15 protein-coding genes and 8 pseudogenes are annotated in these 16,500 nt (G+C 67.4%); 10 read left to right on the plus strand and 13 right to left on the minus strand.

Features of this window, described 5'->3' with window-relative positions:
- Window positions 1-285: pseudogene (locus ABVB68_RS36025) on the minus strand (hypothetical protein); the annotation flags it as partial.
- 841 nt (window positions 286-1,126) lie between these two features.
- On the opposite strand from ABVB68_RS36025, the gene ABVB68_RS36030 reads away from it, so the two are divergent.
- The 4 genes and pseudogenes from ABVB68_RS36030 (at window position 1,127) to ABVB68_RS36045 (ending at window position 3,962) form a co-directional block, all read left to right on the plus strand.
- Window positions 1,127-2,245, plus strand: a complete 1,119-nt coding sequence (locus ABVB68_RS36030; protein ID WP_353605444.1) for a restriction endonuclease — start codon at window positions 1,127-1,129, stop codon at window positions 2,243-2,245.
- A gap of 10 nt (window positions 2,246-2,255) precedes the next feature.
- Window positions 2,256-2,726: pseudogene (locus ABVB68_RS36035) on the plus strand (TerD family protein); the annotation flags it as partial.
- Window positions 2,727-3,018: 292 nt separating this feature from the next.
- Window positions 3,019-3,522, plus strand: a complete 504-nt coding sequence (locus ABVB68_RS36040; protein ID WP_353605445.1) for a VWA domain-containing protein — start codon at window positions 3,019-3,021, stop codon at window positions 3,520-3,522.
- 71 nt (window positions 3,523-3,593) lie between these two features.
- Entirely contained in the window at window positions 3,594-3,962 is a 369-nt protein-coding gene (locus ABVB68_RS36045; protein ID WP_353605446.1) for a YciI family protein, read from the plus strand.
- Here ABVB68_RS36045 and ABVB68_RS36050 read toward each other — a convergent pair.
- The 3 genes and pseudogenes from ABVB68_RS36050 to ABVB68_RS36060 all read right to left on the minus strand — a co-directional run.
- Window positions 3,960-4,111 (minus strand): annotated as a pseudogene (locus tag ABVB68_RS36050) (sigma factor); the annotation flags it as partial. The gene ABVB68_RS36045 and the pseudogene ABVB68_RS36050 overlap by 3 nt on opposite strands.
- Window positions 4,112-4,378: 267 nt before the next feature.
- Window positions 4,379-4,954, minus strand: a complete 576-nt coding sequence (locus ABVB68_RS36055; RefSeq protein WP_353605447.1) for an RICIN domain-containing protein — start codon at window positions 4,952-4,954, stop codon at window positions 4,379-4,381.
- 251 nt (window positions 4,955-5,205) lie between these two features.
- Window positions 5,206-5,673: a DUF2690 domain-containing protein gene (locus ABVB68_RS36060; protein WP_353605448.1), complete on the minus strand. Its 468-nt coding sequence runs from the start codon at window positions 5,671-5,673 to the stop codon at window positions 5,206-5,208.
- Window positions 5,674-5,909: 236 nt separating this feature from the next.
- Between ABVB68_RS36060 and ABVB68_RS36065 the strand changes: the two genes are divergently transcribed.
- Complete coding sequence (locus tag ABVB68_RS36065; RefSeq protein ID WP_353605459.1) at window positions 5,910-6,311, plus strand: nSTAND1 domain-containing NTPase; 402 nt, start codon at window positions 5,910-5,912, stop codon at window positions 6,309-6,311.
- A gap of 183 nt (window positions 6,312-6,494) precedes the next feature.
- The gene (locus tag ABVB68_RS36070; RefSeq protein ID WP_353605449.1) at window positions 6,495-7,058 is read left to right on the plus strand and encodes a cysteine hydrolase family protein; all 564 of its coding nucleotides are present in this window, start codon (window positions 6,495-6,497) and stop codon (window positions 7,056-7,058) included.
- A gap of 64 nt (window positions 7,059-7,122) precedes the next feature.
- Here ABVB68_RS36070 and ABVB68_RS36075 read toward each other — a convergent pair.
- Window positions 7,123-7,730: pseudogene (locus ABVB68_RS36075) on the minus strand (ATP-binding protein); the annotation flags it as partial.
- A 649-nt stretch (window positions 7,731-8,379) separates the two neighbouring features.
- On the opposite strand from ABVB68_RS36075, the gene ABVB68_RS36080 reads away from it, so the two are divergent.
- Window positions 8,380-8,853, plus strand: coding sequence for a NucA/NucB deoxyribonuclease domain-containing protein (locus ABVB68_RS36080; protein WP_353605450.1), 474 nt, complete (start codon window positions 8,380-8,382; stop codon window positions 8,851-8,853).
- A gap of 117 nt (window positions 8,854-8,970) precedes the next feature.
- Here ABVB68_RS36080 and ABVB68_RS36085 read toward each other — a convergent pair whose 3' ends face one another.
- Both ABVB68_RS36085 and ABVB68_RS36090 read right to left on the minus strand, forming a co-directional pair.
- Window positions 8,971-9,438: a hypothetical protein gene (locus ABVB68_RS36085; RefSeq protein WP_353605451.1), complete on the minus strand. Its 468-nt coding sequence runs from the start codon at window positions 9,436-9,438 to the stop codon at window positions 8,971-8,973.
- 243 nt (window positions 9,439-9,681) lie between these two features.
- The gene (locus ABVB68_RS36090; RefSeq protein ID WP_353605452.1) at window positions 9,682-9,960 is read right to left on the minus strand and encodes a hypothetical protein; all 279 of its coding nucleotides are present in this window, start codon (window positions 9,958-9,960) and stop codon (window positions 9,682-9,684) included.
- Window positions 9,961-10,024: 64 nt separating this feature from the next.
- Here ABVB68_RS36090 and ABVB68_RS36095 point away from each other — a divergent pair.
- Window positions 10,025-10,287, plus strand: a pseudogene (locus tag ABVB68_RS36095) (transposase family protein); the annotation flags it as partial.
- 102 nt (window positions 10,288-10,389) lie between these two features.
- Here the strand turns inward: ABVB68_RS36095 and ABVB68_RS36100 are convergent.
- Window positions 10,390-10,677: a hypothetical protein gene (locus ABVB68_RS36100; RefSeq protein WP_353605453.1), complete on the minus strand. Its 288-nt coding sequence runs from the start codon at window positions 10,675-10,677 to the stop codon at window positions 10,390-10,392.
- A gap of 277 nt (window positions 10,678-10,954) precedes the next feature.
- Here ABVB68_RS36100 and ABVB68_RS36105 point away from each other — a divergent pair, with 277 nt between their 5' ends.
- Window positions 10,955-11,389, plus strand: coding sequence for a VOC family protein (locus ABVB68_RS36105; protein WP_353605454.1), 435 nt, complete (start codon window positions 10,955-10,957; stop codon window positions 11,387-11,389).
- A gap of 82 nt (window positions 11,390-11,471) precedes the next feature.
- Here the strand turns inward: ABVB68_RS36105 and ABVB68_RS36110 are convergent.
- From ABVB68_RS36110 to ABVB68_RS36125, 4 genes and pseudogenes are all read right to left on the minus strand, one after another.
- Window positions 11,472-12,243: pseudogene (locus ABVB68_RS36110) on the minus strand (transposase).
- A 511-nt stretch (window positions 12,244-12,754) separates the two neighbouring features.
- Window positions 12,755-13,294: a hypothetical protein gene (locus ABVB68_RS36115; RefSeq protein ID WP_353605455.1), complete on the minus strand. Its 540-nt coding sequence runs from the start codon at window positions 13,292-13,294 to the stop codon at window positions 12,755-12,757.
- A pseudogene (locus ABVB68_RS36120) lies at window positions 13,291-13,832 on the minus strand (IS5 family transposase); the annotation flags it as partial. The gene ABVB68_RS36115 and the pseudogene ABVB68_RS36120, both read right to left, overlap by 4 nt.
- Window positions 13,832-14,257 (minus strand): annotated as a pseudogene (locus ABVB68_RS36125) (helix-turn-helix domain-containing protein); the annotation flags it as partial. The pseudogenes ABVB68_RS36125 and ABVB68_RS36120, both read right to left, overlap by 1 nt.
- A gap of 893 nt (window positions 14,258-15,150) precedes the next feature.
- Here ABVB68_RS36125 and ABVB68_RS36130 point away from each other — a divergent pair.
- Window positions 15,151-15,705, plus strand: a complete 555-nt coding sequence (locus tag ABVB68_RS36130; protein ID WP_353605457.1) for an LppU/SCO3897 family protein — start codon at window positions 15,151-15,153, stop codon at window positions 15,703-15,705.
- A 415-nt stretch (window positions 15,706-16,120) separates the two neighbouring features.
- Here the strand turns inward: ABVB68_RS36130 and ABVB68_RS36135 are convergent.
- The coding region (locus ABVB68_RS36135; protein WP_353605458.1) for a transposase at window positions 16,121-16,500 on the minus strand (380 nt) is incomplete at its 5' end.

Raw genomic sequence — 16,500 nt, forward strand, 5'->3', positions numbered from 1 at the left:
GTCGAACGTGATCTTCGAGGTGTACTGGCGGGGTCGGCCGAGGAGATGGTTCGGGTCGTGGGCCGCGGTGACGGTGCCCGACAGTTTCGCGGAGGTGACCTTGCCGGACATCTGTGTGAACGCGTTGCTGGCGTCGAGCGGCTTGCCGGCGGTGGGTGTGGCAGACGCGCCAGCCTTCCCCGTGGTGGACTGCTGATCCGAAGCGCCGCTGCCGCTGTTGATGCTGCAGGCCGCGAGGCCGGCGAGGAGGAGGACGACGGCTGTGGTGCTGAGGGTTTTCTTCACGGCTGAGATATAAGTTGCCCAAGGCAGCTTATGGAAGCCTGTGCAGCTCATGTGATGGAGTTGTGATCGTCTTCTCGGGGTGCGCTGACACCGGGGCGCGGGATCCGCGGCTCGTCTCCGACGATCTCTAGCCGAACGTGCCTTGCCGGCTTGTGTCCGTCCAGGTCGGAGACGGTCACGGAGGTGCCGCCGCGCAAGTCGGCGAAGTCTTCCGTGCCGACGCATCGTTCACCGTCCTGGCCGTTCACCCCAGGAACCGAAGGCCGTGACCTTGCCGGACACCGTGAACGCAGGCCCGCTGGGGACATCGGCTCCCCCGGCCGAGGTGGCCCACCACACCGTTCCAGTGATCGCCGCGCCGACGGCGGCGGCGAGCACGGGATGGACACGGCGGAGTGCGCTTGCCTGGGCGGCTATGGCCGGGGTCGTCTGTGAGATGCCAGGAATCATGGCGGGACTGGAGTCGTTGACCCGGCACTGCTCTAGCAGGCCGATGCTGACAGTGCGCTTGAGCCGGTCATCGCGGGAGGCCGCGACCCCTCTGGCCCGGCCCGGGCTGTTCTGGCGCTTCCGTTATCGTTCATTCTTCTACCAACTGGGGGCGCGTTGAGGGGGTCCGGTGAAGCGCGGTAAGTGTCCGGTGTGTGGGCGAAGAGCACCGGCGAACGACGGGGTCATCGGCGTCCACGGTACGGGTGGTGCCGGAGGCTGCCGTGGGCTCGGCCGGAGGCCCGTAGGCTGGCAGCCGGCGAAGGAAGCCGTGACAGCAGCGGCCGATGACAGTGACACTCCAGGTCGGTCGGCACCGCGATCGCCGGGTGACCGCCGTGTCGAGTCGATCATGGGGCTGCTCGGCTGCGTAGCGGTGATCGCACTGCTCGTCCTGATGGTGGGCGCGTTCGTGTCCGACGTCGTGTGGGGGAGCGCGACGGTCGTCTTCCTCCTCACCACGTCTATCGCGTTGCTGCTCGGCAAGACACCCGCCGGTCGGCGCAATGCCGCCCGCGATGAACGTGACGTGGCCCGCCGCACCCGGAAGCAGGCGCAAGCCGCTGCGGAAGCCGAGCGGGAGCGTCAGGCGGCTGCCGCCGCCCTCGAGAAGCGTCGGACACGCGAAGCAGCACGCACGATGGGACGCGCGGTACGGGAACTGCTCGACGATCTCCCGCCGCGAGGAACGCCGCAGGACGAGGCGATCGCCTACTGCTTGGAAAAGACGCTCGATGCGCGCAACCCACGCCTGCAGGCGGAGGCGGAGCGTCTCGCCCGTCGGCATGTCGCCGTGGACGAACGCATCCTGTGTGTCGAGCAGTCGGTGACCGAGGGAAGAGAACGCCCCGCACTGCTGATCCTCACCGACCGGGGAGCGGCCGTATCGGACCAGGGCTTTGCCTATCGGTTCGATCCCAGGCCCGAGGACGTGTGGGAGATGCCCGACATGCCCATGGGACATCTGCGCGTCGGGGAGTTGAGGTTCCAGTTCGCCCCCTATTCACGCCTGCGGGTCGCGCTGGCGGCCCGGGAAGAGGCCGCTGCGCAGACCGCACCGCCCGCTGCCGCTGTCCATCGCCCCGCGCAACGGCTGATCCGCGATGCCCGGGACGCGGAACTCGCGGCCGTCGACTGGATGCGCTACCTGGGCTTCACCGACGCCGCGGCCACCCCCATCGGCGCGGACGGGGGCATAGACGTCCTCGCCGAGCGCGCAGTGGCTCAGGTGAAGAAGGAAGGCAGCCGCACCAGCCGTCCTACCGTCCAGCAACTCCACGGTGTCGCGACCGCCAAGCAGCGCGCCGCACTGTTCTTCTCGATGGCTGGCTTCACTCCGCCGGCCATCACCTGGGCCACCCAGCAGGACGTCGCACTGTTCCAGTACGACCTGCAGGGAACACCCCAACCCATCAACCCGCCCGCCCTGCGCCTGCTGGACGCAGCCGACGAGCACTGGCAGGCACGGTAGGCAAGCCCTCATGGCAGATACGCCGAAGGGGCGGCGGACGCGCGCCCAGGCTACTACCGTTTCTTCTCTGGTGATCAAGGGGGTGCGCAAGGGAGAGAACACAGCGCTGCTGACAGCGCGGACGGTGCTGTCGGTGTCTGTACAGAATCTCGCAGCGGACGTGTCCGCACTGCTGCTCGGGCCTGATGGCAAGGTTCGCGGCGATCACGACCTGGTCTTCTACAACCACCCGGCTCAGGACGGTGTCTCCATCGAGGGCGCGGCGGTGACTGCGGAACTTTCCCGCCTGCCGGTAGACGTGCACCGTGTCGTGCTCGTGGTGAGTGTGGACCCGCTGCAGCCCGGCACTGTCTTCACCCGAGCACCTCGGCTGACGATCACCCAGAGCGGCGCCATCCCACTGTCGTTCACCGCGCCGGACTTCGGGGCAGGGGAGACGGTCGTGGTCCTGGCGGAGCTCTACCGTCGCGGTGACGGCTGGAAGGCGCGGGCTATAGGGCAGGGCTACGCCTCCGGTCTTGCGGGACTGGCGACCGACTACGGCGTCGACATCGATCCCGAGCCGGATGCCGCGCCGCTTCCCACGCAGGCACGCACGACCACAGCCGCTGCGGTGGATCTGACGAAGGTGGAGCGGCAAGCTCCGGGGCTGCTGGCGCCCGTGCGACAGGCCGGCCAGGCTCTCGCCGACCGAGGGATCACGGGGCGGCGAGCTGCCGTCTACCTCATCCTGGATCACGACTGGCACATGGAGGAGCTACGAGTCGTTCGCCGTGCAGGCCTTCGCCGAACGCGTCCTTGCCCTGTCGGCCAACCTCGACGACGACGGTACGGTGCCCGTGATCTTCTCCAGCGGGCGAGAGCCGTTCCTGGAAGAGATCCGGTTGGACAACTACCGCGGCCGTATCGGACAGTTGCACACCCAGGTCGACTGGGGCTGGGGCAACGTTGCCGACGCGATGCGCCGCGCGGTCACCCATTACCAGGAGTCCGGCGCTGCAGACCCTGCCTTCATCGTGACCCAGGTCGGTGACGAGCCCTCGGACAAAGCAGAGGTCCGCTCCATGCTGCAGAACACCGCCTCATTGGGGGTTTTCTGGCTGTTCGTGGGATTCGGCCGCGGCAAGCTCGCCTTCTACAAGAACCTCAACGCCTCCGCCTCTGCCGCCTTCATCAACGTCGCGTTCTACGACGCCGGCAAAAATCCGGGCTCAGTACCCGGCGAACGGTTCTACACGGGCCTGGTGGACGCCTTCGCCACCTGGATGCGACCGTGACCGGCGGGGGACCCGCTCACCGGCGGCGCGGTGGAATGATGCTCTGGCCACCGACGAAGCCGAGGAGGATCATGCTGCACCTGCTGTCGCTCCACTACACAGCCTCGGAGCACGACGCGGAACCCTACATTGCGGCCCACGTCGCCTACCTGGAACGTCACCACCACGACGGGACGTTCCTGGCCTCCGGCCAGACCGTCCCCACCTCGATCGGCGGTGCCATCATCGCCCACGGCGTCGACCGCCCCACGATCGAACAGATCACCGCGCAGGACCCATTCGTCACCAACGGTGTCGCGAAGTACAGCATCACGACCATCACCCCCGGGCGGATGCACCCTGCCTTGGCGGACGTGCTGAAGCCGACGCCTGATAAACACATGGTGATGACCATCCCAGGGAACGCAGGCACGTTGCCGCTTACTGACCTATGCTCCTAGCTGCTTGTCCGCCATGTGCTCCCATCGGCGGTAGGCACCCAACAAGGCGGTCTGCAGTAGATCCTGGGCGGTGAGCGCGTCGCCGACCAGGCGGCGAGCCTGCGCAGCAGAGCGTCCTGTCGGGTACGGACGTACTCCTCGAATTTCATGCCGCGTCAGGGTGATTGCTCGGATTCGCGTGACGTGTTCCCTTCGTACGTGGCAGGGGTGGTCGGGACCTCCCGCGTGGGCTTTGGCTTTCGGGAGACACCGGGCGGGCTGGCTCACGACCGCCCGCCTGGTGGCCTTCGTTGCTCACTGCCTGGACGATGCCCGGACAGAGGACGCCTGGCGCCCTGCCTCAGCAGCCGTTCATGGCCTGAGGAGCTGGCCGGCCCCCCCTCACCGGCCAGCTCCCTGGGCACGGACACTGCTGGTCAGCGGAAAGTGAAGTTTTGGTCCCGCGCCCCGTTGCACCGCCACAGGATCAGAGGGGTGTTGTTGGCCGTCTTGCCCCCCTTCACGGCCAGGCACTTGTCGTGGTGGGCGCCCGCATACGGCCAGATCCGGCAGTGGCGCTGTCCTGAGCTGCAGTTGAAGATGAAGCTCTGGTTCGTGCGCCCGTTGCAGCTCCACAGGATGAGCTGTGTACCCTTGCGGTAATTGCCGGGGATGTCCACGCAGAGGCCCATGTTCTGCGCCGGGTGGATCCGGTATGCGTTGTAGATGTCGAGCGCTTCGACGTACCACTTCTGGTTCGACTGTCCGACGCAACGGTATTGGTCAATTTTCGCCCCTTTGCTTACGCCTCCGTGGGCGGTGATGCAAGGGCCGCTGAAGTGCTCCGGAAGCCACCGGTAGGTGCCGGGGAAGCGCAGCGCGTTTTCAGCTGCCTTGGCTTCCTGTGACGCTGCTGCGGCGGGCGGGTCGGCCTGCGCGGGGACAGCTGTAGCCAGGCCGCCGGCCATGGTGATCGCCGCTGCGGCGAGCATGAGTCGGTTGTACATGTGCATGATCCGATTCCCTTCTCCTCTGGTCTTGGCAGGACGCGCTGACGGGGCAGTTTGACGGGAGTCACCCAGGCAGCAGTGGGATTCATCGCCTGGCGAGGTGGTGGCCGGCGGTCGGTTTCACGCCGAAATCCGTCCGGCCCTGTTGGCGATGTGCGGCAGTGCGGGCGGCGGTGCGGACGCAGCCGTCGAACACCCCGGCCTACAGGCGTCCTGGACGGTTCGGCGCCGGTTGACCGTCCGGATCTCGCCCATCAGTACGATCCGGTGCGGCTGTACATTTCGTGGGGGTCGTCACCGACGTAGGACCAGCCGGTGGCGAAGCCGGTGGTGTTCCTGTCGTTGAGCATCGGCGAGAGCATCTCGCGGGTGCCGGTTTTGTGGTTGCAGGTGTAGTGCTTCATGTCGCTGTTGCGCCAGATGTTGCACCCCTTGCCCGTCCACTTGTCCGTCGGGACGTTGGCGTCGACCATGGCCCACACGGTGCGGCAGCCACGGCTGTACCACAGCGACGCGGTGACCGACACGTGCAGGTGGTAGCGCGAGCTGTAGTACTTGTCGGTCTTCTTGTGGACGATACGTCCGGTGCTCGCGCAACCGGTGTAGATGGGATCCTTGCCGTCCCACGTGCGGCTGGTCGCGTCGGCAGGGCTGGTGAAGACCAAGGTGGTGCCCGCCACCCACGCGAGAGCAGCCATCCCGATCGACTTGCGTGCGCGCACTTCGCTTTTCCTTCCTCGATGCAGTGTGAGAGTCCCGGCACGACGCTCGGAACAAGAGCCTCTGCCCGTGCTCGTTGCCGTCACGTCATCGAGTTCAGCGGTCCGGGGATTGATTGGGCAGTCGGTTTTGCCACCCTGATCAATGGCTGCATTGCAGGTCACGGGCGCGGCGCACGACGCTGGCCAAAGAAGGCGCCTGTCGTCCGCTCTTCTCCCTGGGCGTGCGTGGCGTCCGGGTGATCGCGCCGCGGCCACGGGGAGGCCGCCTCGAACCCGGCGACGCGGGCTTGTTCTTCGGCCGTGACCAGCTCACCGACCGCCTGCTCGAACTGGTCTCGTCCCGCCGGTTCACCGCGGTGTTCGGGCCGTCGGGCAGCGGTAAGTCCTCCCTGCTGCGCGCTCGCCTCACTACTTCACCGACTTCGAGACGACCGGTGAAACAGGCGCGTTGTCCATGCCGATCACCACCAAGGGGACGGTCCCGAAGACCTGGCCGCCCGGTGCCCGATTCCCGTGGCGGGGACGCGCCCGGCACCATGGCCTGGGCTCAGCTGGAAGCTCCGCGCACGTTCCACGAGACGGTGAACGCCAAGCCCGGTCAGCGCAGCGGACGATCCGATCTGTGGCTTCGTAACTGACGTGCGACACCGTTTGTCACCGAGTTCGGGCAGCACTTGGTGATCGCAGGGCAAGAAAATGTCGATGAGAACTGACACCGGTCGTGGGGGCACTGAGGCGCGACGCAGCGAAGATCTCCGAAACCTCCACGGCAGTTCTGTTGATCCACCAGACTCGTCCCCAACGGAGAAGGGACGGCAGACATGGCAAACAGCGCACTTCTGGTGATGGACGTCCAACGGGACGTCGTGGCCATCGCCGATGACGGTTCCGGATATCTGCCGCGCTTGCGAAGGGCGATCGACGGTGCCCGGGCTGCAGGCATCACCGTGATCTACGTGGTGCTCGGGCTACGGCCGGGCGATCCAGAAGTCAGCCCCCGCAACAAGGTGATGACAAACGCCGTGCGGGCTGGCCTGTTCACAGAGGGAGCCCCTGGCACCGAGATCCATGACGACGTCGCGCCCCAGCAGGGCGACGTCGTGGTCACCAAGAGGCGAGGGAGCGCGTTCTCGGGCAGCGACCTCGACTTGGTACTCAGGGCTCGCGATATCGACAGCCTTGTTCTCACCGGCATCGCCACCAGCGCTGTGGTGCTGTCCACCCTGTGGCACGCCATCGACCTGGACTTTGGCCTCACCGTCCTGGCGGATGCCTGCCTCGACACCGACCCCGAGGTGCACCGGATGCTCACCGAAAAGCTTTTCCCCCAGTGGGCAGATGTCTTCGCGGTCGAGGACTGGCTCAAAGCCATCGCACCGCAATAGCGGAAGGCCGCCCGGACCCTCGTGACTTGGGCAAGCTGGCATCGCTCCGATAGGCCGGGGGAGGTCAGCCGGCGGCATTCTGCGCCGCTGCCCGGGCCTGGGCGAGGGCCAGACGGTAGGACTCAGTGCTGGTCTGGATGAGGTTGCCGCCGAAGGTGTGCCGGTCGACGATGGCCGCGCAGAGCCGGGGATCGGTGAAGGTCTTGGTCCAGCCGGTGAAACTCTCGTGCGAGGCGATGACGACGCTGTTCTTTTCCTCACGCTCCGTCAGCACCTGGAACAGCAGCTCAGCGCCCCTGCGGTCCAGCTCCATATAGCCCAGCTCATCCAATACAGAGAAGATCGACCCGGCCGTAGCGGGCGATGGTCTTGGTCAGCACCTTCTCGTCCGCGGCCTCGACCAGCTCGTTGACGAGCTTGGTGGCGAGTGTGTAGCGGACCCGGTAGCCGGCCATCGCGGCTTCGGTGCCCAGCGCGATCAGCAGGTGCGACTTGCCGGTGCCGGAGTCGCCGATCAGGCAGAGCGGCAGGCCCTTCTTGACCCACTGGCAGGTCGCCAGGGTGTGGATGACCGCCGGGTCCAGGGTTCGCCTTGAAGTCGAAGGCCCGCAGCGATTTGTCGCGGGGGAACTGGCCAGACGGATCGTCACGTCGCCGAAGTCGACCTCGGCTTCCGCCCCCGGCATGTGGGTCTGCGGGATGAACGCGTTCAGCGGCCCGCGTCCCGCCTCGATTCGTATCTGCGGCCGGCGAACAGCGACATAGGCCCGCACCATCGGATAGGTCACCTCCACCGCACCGTGCTCGTCCAGCAGCCGGTCGAAGATCCGCTTGACGGTATGGCGCTGCTTGCGCGGCGCGTCCAGATCCGCCTGGAGCATCTGGTCGATGGCCGGCTTGAAGGCGTCGAGCCGCGTCTTGCGGGGCGGCAGCTGCTTGCGCGGCTCCGGCCAGACGGACTCCATGGCCGCCCTCACCGTCCGGAAGCCCACCCCGTACTTGCGCTGCAAGGCCCGGTTCGACATCCCCGCCCGGGCATCACGGCGTATCGCCGCGTACAGATCGACCTTGGACTTCGGTGGCACCGGCGCCCCCTACCACGCAGCGCATCCCCAGCGTCCCACCGCAAGCCTCCAAGTGGTGTCAAAACTCGGCGATATCACTCTCCGCCACCACCGGGCGGTGTCGCCGCCGACCGACAACCGGCGTCAGGACTCACCGATAGAGCCACGATCTGCTTGCCGCGGTCTACGACCCCCTGGTCAGCTTCAAGCCTCCGGCCCCGTGGCAGCTCGGTGAGGCCACCCAAGGCACCCTGTTCATGCTCGCACCGCGGTGGGGCCGCTTCTCACCTGCCGAACTCAGCCGGTGGCCGTACCCCGCGACGAAGGGCGCGGCGACCTTCAGCTACATCGCGGCGATGGTGCTCAGCGCGAGGACCGGTGCCGAAGACCGGGCCGAAGCCCAGCACATCAAAACGGCCTTCACGCACCCCGAAGACACCAAACCGTACATGCCGGCGAAGAAAGTCCCGGGCCAGAACGTCGAAGCCCCTCTGCACCGCACCGTGAACGTCAAACGGAACGACGACAACCGCAACGCGGCGAAGAAGCAGTGCAGGCGCTACTGGGGCGCCGGCTACTCCCTCGGCAACACCCGGGACTGCGACGAATACCCCTTCGCAAGCACCTACGAAGGAGCAGCCGAGCACGACTACGACCCGGAAGCCGCACGTTCAACCTCTCCGTCAAGCCCATCGCCAAGGAAGACAACCAGGCCGGCGGTCTCATCCTGAAAAGCTCCTACTCCAAGAATCGCATCCTCGACGGCCAAGACGACGCCTTCATCGTCGAGATCAGCGGCTGACCACTCAAGGCGGGAGCACCCCGGCTGCTCCCGCCGTATCGGCCGGCTACGGCCGGGCAGGCCAGAACTGCACCAGGTACCGCTCCACGCCCTTGATGCTCTCCTCACTCTCGCCGAGAGCCTCGACGGCGGCGCGGCCGGTGGAACAGACGCGCACGCGCCATGATCCGGCAGTGTTGCTCAAAGTGATCAGGTCCTCGGACCGGCCGAGACTCATCGACCACACGGCCACCTGACCGCTCACCGACTCGAAGTCCGCCTCCGCCTGCTCTTCCCAGGCGGCCGCCTCCTGTGCCGGCGCAGGGCCGTCCCAGACCTCGACCGTCAACAGTTCAGTGTGGGTATGGCCGGCACTGCTGATGTCGAGGCGACCGGGGTGGGTGCTGAGGAACGCGCCGAAGTCGAATTCGTCCGGGAACAGCAACTCCAGCACGGCGTCGTCGGATTCCTGCAGACCGAAGGCGTGGTAACCCACGAACACGTCAAGTTGTTGCTGACGGAGAAGCTGTGCCATGTCGTGCCCCCGGTAAGTCGCAGACGGCTGGCTATCGGCAGCGATCGTAGGCGTGCGGCCACGTGCCTGGGCCCACCTCCGGCCACTCCTGGACCCTGGATCGGCAGCTGACCGCACGCGCTGTCGACGACCACCTCGTTGGTTCCGTCGGGTTGGTCTCGGTGACGTCATCGAGCTTGCCATGCCAATGGGCTCGTCCCCAGCGCCTGCTGCACGTATGTATCTCGACGGCGTGGGAGGCACTCAGTCCAGAGCAGCGATCACTGCCTCGGACACCATCACTCCTGCCTCCTGGATCCGCTGACGCATGTTCCCTTCGTACAGCCAGGCGCAGGCCTCGATCGCTGGGTGGAGTTCGGCGAGGATCAACGCCGCACGCTTCGGTACGTGGGTTTCTTCCCTCCACGCCGTCCCGCAGTGATCGATCTGCTCCTGTAGCTGACGTAGCGCCGGCTCATCGAACCCTTCGTTCATGCGCAGGGGGATCACGAAACGACCCACCGCCTCTTCCAGACGACTCATCAAGTCTGTCTCCATATGCGCCTTCCTATCGGCCAGTTCCGCAACGTGGTGGGACGATCTTCTCGTGGCAGGTGTGATCACGGCGTCACAGCCGTCCTGGATAGGTCCGTTCACCGGGCTGAACCCGCGCTGTTTCGGCGAACTGGTGAACGCCATGCGCCATGCGCCGTGCGGGGGGCGGATGCGGTCCGGCGCGGTCGGCCATGGAGCATGCCCCTGGAGGACCGCGTCCCGCTGCTCCCGGCTTACTGGCGAGCCAACTTGACGCTACGCCAGCTGGCGCCGCTGTTCGGAATCTCGAAGTCCGTGGCCGAACTCGGCGTCGACTGCTCACGGAAGTCTCAAGGCGTCCGACCGCCCGCCGGCGGCAATACGTCACCGAAGGGTTCCGCCGGCCGAGTCTCCGACGGCGCTCACCGGCCGGTTACTTCAGGCGGAGCCCTGCTCGTTCGTCTTCTCGCCGGCCGTGGACCGGCCACGGAGTCGGCCCACCAGGGTGCACCCCACGGTCACCAGACCGATGGCGATGAGCTTGGCGGCCCCGTGGTAGCCGGACGCGGTCTCCTGCGAGGTGCCGGGCAGCCCGAGAAAGACCCACGCTGCAGCGATGCCCCCGAAAACGATCAGCGCGCCAGCGCCCCACGTTCCCAGGTCCGCCCACCACGGTCTCGCGACGTGATGTGGCTCGTCGGTCCGCTCAACGGTCTTTTCGTCCATGGTCTGCTCTCCCGGGCATGAGGGGGCGGTCGCGTGGAAAGACGTGGGCCCGGCACCGAAGGTTCACTGCACTCGCCTAAGGGCTGTCCCGTAACTGATCTTTGACACGAGAGTGGTTGGCCGGGGTTGGGTCCTGGGTCCCAGCCTTTGGGGGCACTGACCTCGGTCCACCTCTGTGACCGCACGACACAGCAGTGGTTGGCAGGAGCAGTCCTCCCGACAACGTGTGGCCCCACCCGCGCGGGGAGATGAGCAGGGCCCTTGTTATCGTGCGCCGATGTCAACGATCAAGCAGTTCCAAGTGACCTTCGACTGCGCGGACCCCGCGCGTCTCGCCGGCTTCTGGTGCGAGGTGTTGGGGTACGTCGTACCTCCGATCCCGACGGGGTTCGCCACTTGGGAGGACTACCATCGCTCGCTGCCGCCCGAGGATCAGGTGGTCTACTTCGCGTGCAGTGATCCCTCGGGTGTGGGCCCGCGCGTGCTCTTCCAGCGCGTTCCTGAAGGGAAGGTTGTCAAGAACCGGCTGCATCTTGACGTGCGGGCCGGGATCGGGCTCGTGGGAGAGGAGCGCCTGGCCACGCTTGAAGCCGAATGCGCACGGCTGGTCGAGCTCGGCGCGGTACATGTGCGAACGATGCGTGCCGATGGCGAGAACGAGTCCTGCATCGTGATGCAGGATATTGAGGGCAACGAGTTCTGTCTCGACTGAGGATCTCGACTGAGGATCCTCTGAGTCAGTGAGGTGAGGAGCCGTCTCTCTCGGACCTCTCAGGTTTCGCATGCGGAGGGAGTTATCCCGTGAGAGCGAGGTGGTGCAGTCGGGCGATGCCGAGCATGGCGTGACGGACACCGTCGCCCTTCAGATGGCAGTCGTGGAGGATCTTCCAGGTCTTCATGCGGGCGAAGACGTGCTCGACGCGGGCTCGGACCTGTCTGTGCGAGCGGTTGTGCTCGTGTTTCCAACCCGGCATCTCCTCGCCCGGAGTGCGGCGGTGGGGCATGAGGGAGGCCGGTGCCCGGATAGCCGCCGTCGGCCATCGTGAGGGTCTTGCCCACGGCAGCCTTCGCGCCAGACTCCTCCCATGCCCTGCAGTCGTTGCGATTGCCTGGCAAAGGCTCACCGACCACGACGACCAGGCGGGTGTCCGCGTCAATGACGACCTGGTGGTTGGTGGAGTAGCGATAGTTCTTCGACTGCTCGGCCACCTTGTGGTCGCGGGTGGGGTACCAAAGTGCCGTCCACGATCAGTACCGCGTCCTTGGCGCGAACCGCCGGCGGGGATGCAGCGCGAGCCGCGGGCCGAAGTTGTCGATCACTCGGTCCGCGGCTGACTTCGACACCCCGAACAGCGGGGCCAGTTGCAGCATGGTCAAGTTCGTCCGCCAGCATGTGGCGACCAGCAGCACTCGGTCCTCCAGCGACAGCTTCCACGGCCGGCCCAGGCCCGGGGAATCGGCACCCTCACGGCGCAGCGCGGTCACCAACTTGCCGAAGGCGCGCGGGCTCAGCCCGGTAAACGGAGCTATCCAGAACGGCTCGGACGCCGTGATCACACCTGACACGGGCAAGATCATCGCGGAGCAAGATCACTTACGGGACAGCCCTTAGCTCGCCGATCTGGCCAAGGCCGACGACCGCACCGGCACGCTTGCGGTGCAGCCGCGGGTATCGGGAGCTACGCCCACTTGATGCCGAGGCTGCGTAGCGCGGCCAGTTGGTCACCGGTGAGTTTGTCGCGTCTGGCGCGGACGTTCGAGACCCATACGCCGAGCCGTACGGGCACCGGTTCGCTCTCGGCGGAGCAGCGGTACGCATCTGAAGAGGGCGACGGCTGATGAGAGAACGGGACTGCGGGGCTGGGGCAGAGAGTGTGATCCCGGCCGGCGCACTCCGGTGCGACGTCGGCCAGGAGTCGTTCCCGATCCGTGAACGCCGGTGAACGTGGGCGCGATAGTTTTTCGCGGCCAGTCACCGCACACGGATCTGCGGGGACATATGAAGTGGGCGATGAGCGAGGACTACGCTGCGCTCGTTACGACCGTCGACCTGGCTGTCTTGCTGAGACACCGTTTCTTATGGTGCGTCTGAGCACGCGCGCTGGAGATCCGCGAAGGCCGCGTCGGCGGAGTCGGCAGGGAACAGCCGCAGGACGGTGACTTGGTTCGGCATCGTGATGACGTAGTGCCGCGCCAGGTAGGAGAGATCTCCCCAGCTTTCTCGGGCATGGGCGCGCATCAGGACCTGGCCGCATCTCGTGCAGGTGATCCAGGGGACGAGGATGAGACCGGCCAGGTCCTGTTCGGCCACACCTGTTGCCTCGGGGACGGTGTTTGCGTCGCCTTCGATCAGCTTCAGGTGGCCCGGTGTGCCGTCATCACGGCACTGAAGGATCTGGGGTGTGAGGGTCTCCCGCTCGCCCCAGGTCTCTGCGAGTACGGAGATCTGGGCCTTGGCCATCGCGCTGATCGGCACGTGGTGGCCGAGGATGCCGGAGACGAGAAGGCCAAGCCCTGCCTCCTGCTCTCCGATGTCCCGGCAGTCTTTGACTTCCTGGGCTTCGGCCCCCGGCAGCAAGGCGGCAAGCCGGTTCCAGATGACGGCATCGTCGGTCACCTGACAGACACTACCGGCCGGCACTGACACCCAGACGCCGCCAGGCAGATGAGCCTGACCGCGATTGCAGTGAAGCCAGTAAGGTGTTCGGGCTTCCGCTCGTGGCGCCGATGCAGTCGACGGCACCCGGAAAGCCACGACATGGTCCGCTCGACCACCCAACGATGACGGCCGAGGCGGGTTGAGCCCTCGATCCCGCGGCGCGCGATTCGCGGGACGATGCCGCGTTTCCGCAGCCATGTCCGCGGGTGGTCGTAGTCATAGCCCTTGTCGCCCTGCAGCTTGGCAGGCCGCCGTCGGCACGGTCCCCGGCGGGATCGAATGGGCGGGATGCCCCTCACCAAGGCTTCCAAGGCCTGGCTGTCGTGCAGGTTGGCACCCGAGACGGCGACCGAGCTCGGCAGGCCGTTGCCGTCGCAGATCAGATGGATCTTCGACCCGTTCTTACCCCTGTCGGTCGGAGTCGGTCCCGTCGGTGGCCCCCCTTGACGGCGCGGATGCTCACCGAGTCGATGGCGCACAGGGACCAGTCCAGCTCACGAAGTCCCGCAGTTCGGTTCCGGCCGATCTTGCGGGATTTGGGGCGGGGCCGGCGGGCTTCGGCGTGGCTGTGCGCGCCGTGGGGGCGTGGGCCCAGCGAGAGGCGTCACCTCGTAGGGCATGCCGTTGCGGCGTATGTGCCGGCTGACGGTGGAGGGGCTGCGGCCGAGGTCGGCGGCGATCGTCCGCAGAGATGCCTTCTCCCGCAGGCGGTCGGCGGTGTGGATGCGCTCGGCCTCGCGCAGTAGCGGGACGGCCCTGCAGGGTCCGCCGGCGTCGGCCGGTCTTCTCGTTGATGCCGGGGATGCGGCACGCTTCCTTGTTGCCCACGCCCTGCTGCATGAGCTGGGAGTATGCCTCCCGCTGACGTGGCAGCTCCGTTGTCCCCTGGGCTGTCCGACTCTCCCGGATCTTGAAGTCCATCGCATCCCCTGAGCTGGGGTGTTGCGACGACTACTAGAACGGAAGGAACAGGGGTGGGCCCTCTCCGCCGTCGGGCCGCTTGTCCGCCTTGCTGGCCGCTGCCGCACCGTAGGGTCCGCCCCCGACAGGGGGCGGGGGAGGGGTGATCACCCCTGCCACTCCGACACGAAGGACCCGCCGAGGCGAACTCCAGCCGTGGCGGGCGGGCGCCGGCGCGTCCGCGGCCCTCTCCCCGGCCGCCACAGCGAATGAACGCCGCCCGCGGACCGCCTGGCGGATCACCGCAGGAGCCGCGCGTGCCGCGCTGCCGCAACACGGGAACGGCCGCCCCGCGACGGCCCTGCGCGGCGTGGGCGCGCACTCAGGGCTCTCGACGGCGCAACGCATCAACAACCTTCTCCGTCCGAGGCGTCGGCCGCACGCGCCGCCCGGATCACAGCGGAGTCCCGTGAACGGGCCGCCGCGCCCGCCGCACCACGCACGGATCCCGCCGCGGAACAGGTTCGCCAGGCCCACAACTCCGCGCAGCGGCACCAGCCAGGTGTCCGCCCAGTCTGACCGCCCAGAGGCGTCGACGTCCCTCTGGTCGTCGCGTACGCGGGCCGATGCCGGGACAGCTCACCGAGTAGGGTGCTGTGCTGTTCCGACATGTCACCCTGGAAGGGCTCCAGTTGAGCGCGCCGCCGCCCCCATACCCCGCCCACCCGCAGACGCCGGGACCGTACCGGCCGCCTGCGGGGCCCCACGCGCAGGCGCCGGGACCGTACGCCCAGACACCGGCGCCGTACCCGCAGGCCCCCGGGCCCTACCCGCTCGCGGCGCTCTGCCAGGTGTGCGGGGCCGCGCCGGCCGCGCCGGTGACGGTCCGGGGCCACCAGGGCATGGTGGTGGTCATGCGGTTCCTGCGACGCCAGGGGATGTTCTGCCGCACCTGCGCGCTGGCATCCTTCCGGGACCTGCAGGCGGACACGATGGTGGTGGGCTGGTGGGGCCCGCTGTCGGTGCTCATCAGCCCCTTCGTGCTGCTGGCCAACCTCAGTGCCCTGTCCGGCATCCGGCGCATCCCCGAGCCGGTCACGCCCGGGTGGCGGCCCCCGTTGAACCCGGGCAAGCCGGTGTTCCGGCGGCCGGCCGGCATCCTGGCCCTCGTCCCGCTGGGCCTGCTCGGCCTCGCGGCGCTCGCCGTGCCGCTGCTCCTGCTGATCGGCATGCTGACGGGTCCGGACGGCGGCGACGGCCACCCGACCCTGACCGCCGGCTCGTGCGCCCGCAACGACGCCCCCTGGCCCCAGCAGAGTCTCAGGCCCGTCGGCTGCGGCTCCTCTGACGCGCAGTACCGCGTGGTCGACCCGACGGAGGGCCCCTGCGCGTACCGGGACTACATCGCCTATCCGGAGTACAGCAAGGACGGCGTGAAGAGCCTGTGCCTGCACCCGCTGAAGCGCTAGCTTGCGGACGCCTCCACCACCCGGCCGTCCCGTTCCGCGGGCTGGACCGGCCGTTCGCGGCGGCGGGTGTCCATGAACGTGACGTGCATCAGGTGCGGTTAGCAGGACGGGCCTGCTTCTGCGGGCAGGGACCACGAGGGTGCTGACGCGGTTCTCGTAATCGCGGCGGCCCTTGGCGCTGGGCGGAACGGCAGGGACGCCCTGGCGGCAGAGCGCCGGCGGCCGGGGTGGATGCGGTCAAGCTGTCTGACGACACATCCTCGACCTCGGCCGGAAGCCCGGACCGTGCCGCCTGCCTGGGCGCTACACGCGGATGACGCAGTAGGCGACGCCGTCACCCTTCGGAGCCCCACACCGTTTCCGCGATTCGAGGGGCTCGAGGATGGTTGGATGGCGATGCCGCCGGGGATCGGCCCTAGGTCCTGTCGGACAAAGGATCTTGGTTGGGTTCGCGGAGCCAGAGGATGAGTGAGGCGAGGTGGACTCCGGCCTTGTAGCGGGCGGCGAGTTTGTCGAAGCGGGTGGCAATCGCGCGGAACTGCTTGAGGCGGTTGAAGCAGCGTTCGACGACGTTGCGGGCCTTGTAGAGCTCACGGTCGAAGGCCGGTGGCCTGCCGCCGGCCTTTCCTCGCCGCAGACGGTTGGCCTTCTGGTCCGCTCGCTCCGGGATCACCGCACGGATGCCTCTGCGCCGCAGGGTCTGACGGATTGCCCGAGACGAGTACGCCTTGTCCGCGATGACCGCGTCCGGCCTGAGGCGGGGGCGCCCGGCGCCGGTCCGGGGCACTCTCAGCT

The organism is Streptomyces sp. NPDC096012, from assembly GCF_040426375.1.
Classification (GTDB): Bacteria; Actinomycetota; Actinomycetes; order Streptomycetales; family Streptomycetaceae; genus Streptomyces.

Coding starts and splice junctions, on each gene's coding strand:
- ABVB68_RS36030 (WP_353605444.1), top strand. CDS start 1,127: ATGGGGCTGCTCGGCTGCGTAGCGGTGATCGCACTGCTCGTCCTGATG.
- ABVB68_RS36045 (WP_353605446.1), top strand. CDS start 3,594: ATGCTGCACCTGCTGTCGCTCCACTACACAGCCTCGGAGCACGACGCG.
- ABVB68_RS36055 (WP_353605447.1), bottom strand. CDS start 4,954: ATGCACATGTACAACCGACTCATGCTCGCCGCAGCGGCGATCACCATG.
- ABVB68_RS36070 (WP_353605449.1), top strand. CDS start 6,495: ATGGCAAACAGCGCACTTCTGGTGATGGACGTCCAACGGGACGTCGTG.
- ABVB68_RS36080 (WP_353605450.1), top strand. CDS start 8,380: ATGCTCGCACCGCGGTGGGGCCGCTTCTCACCTGCCGAACTCAGCCGG.
- ABVB68_RS36085 (WP_353605451.1), bottom strand. CDS start 9,438: ATGGCACAGCTTCTCCGTCAGCAACAACTTGACGTGTTCGTGGGTTAC.
- ABVB68_RS36090 (WP_353605452.1), bottom strand. CDS start 9,960: ATGAGTCGTCTGGAAGAGGCGGTGGGTCGTTTCGTGATCCCCCTGCGC.
- ABVB68_RS36100 (WP_353605453.1), bottom strand. CDS start 10,677: ATGGACGAAAAGACCGTTGAGCGGACCGACGAGCCACATCACGTCGCG.
- ABVB68_RS36105 (WP_353605454.1), top strand. CDS start 10,955: ATGTCAACGATCAAGCAGTTCCAAGTGACCTTCGACTGCGCGGACCCC.
- ABVB68_RS36130 (WP_353605457.1), top strand. CDS start 15,151: ATGCGGTTCCTGCGACGCCAGGGGATGTTCTGCCGCACCTGCGCGCTG.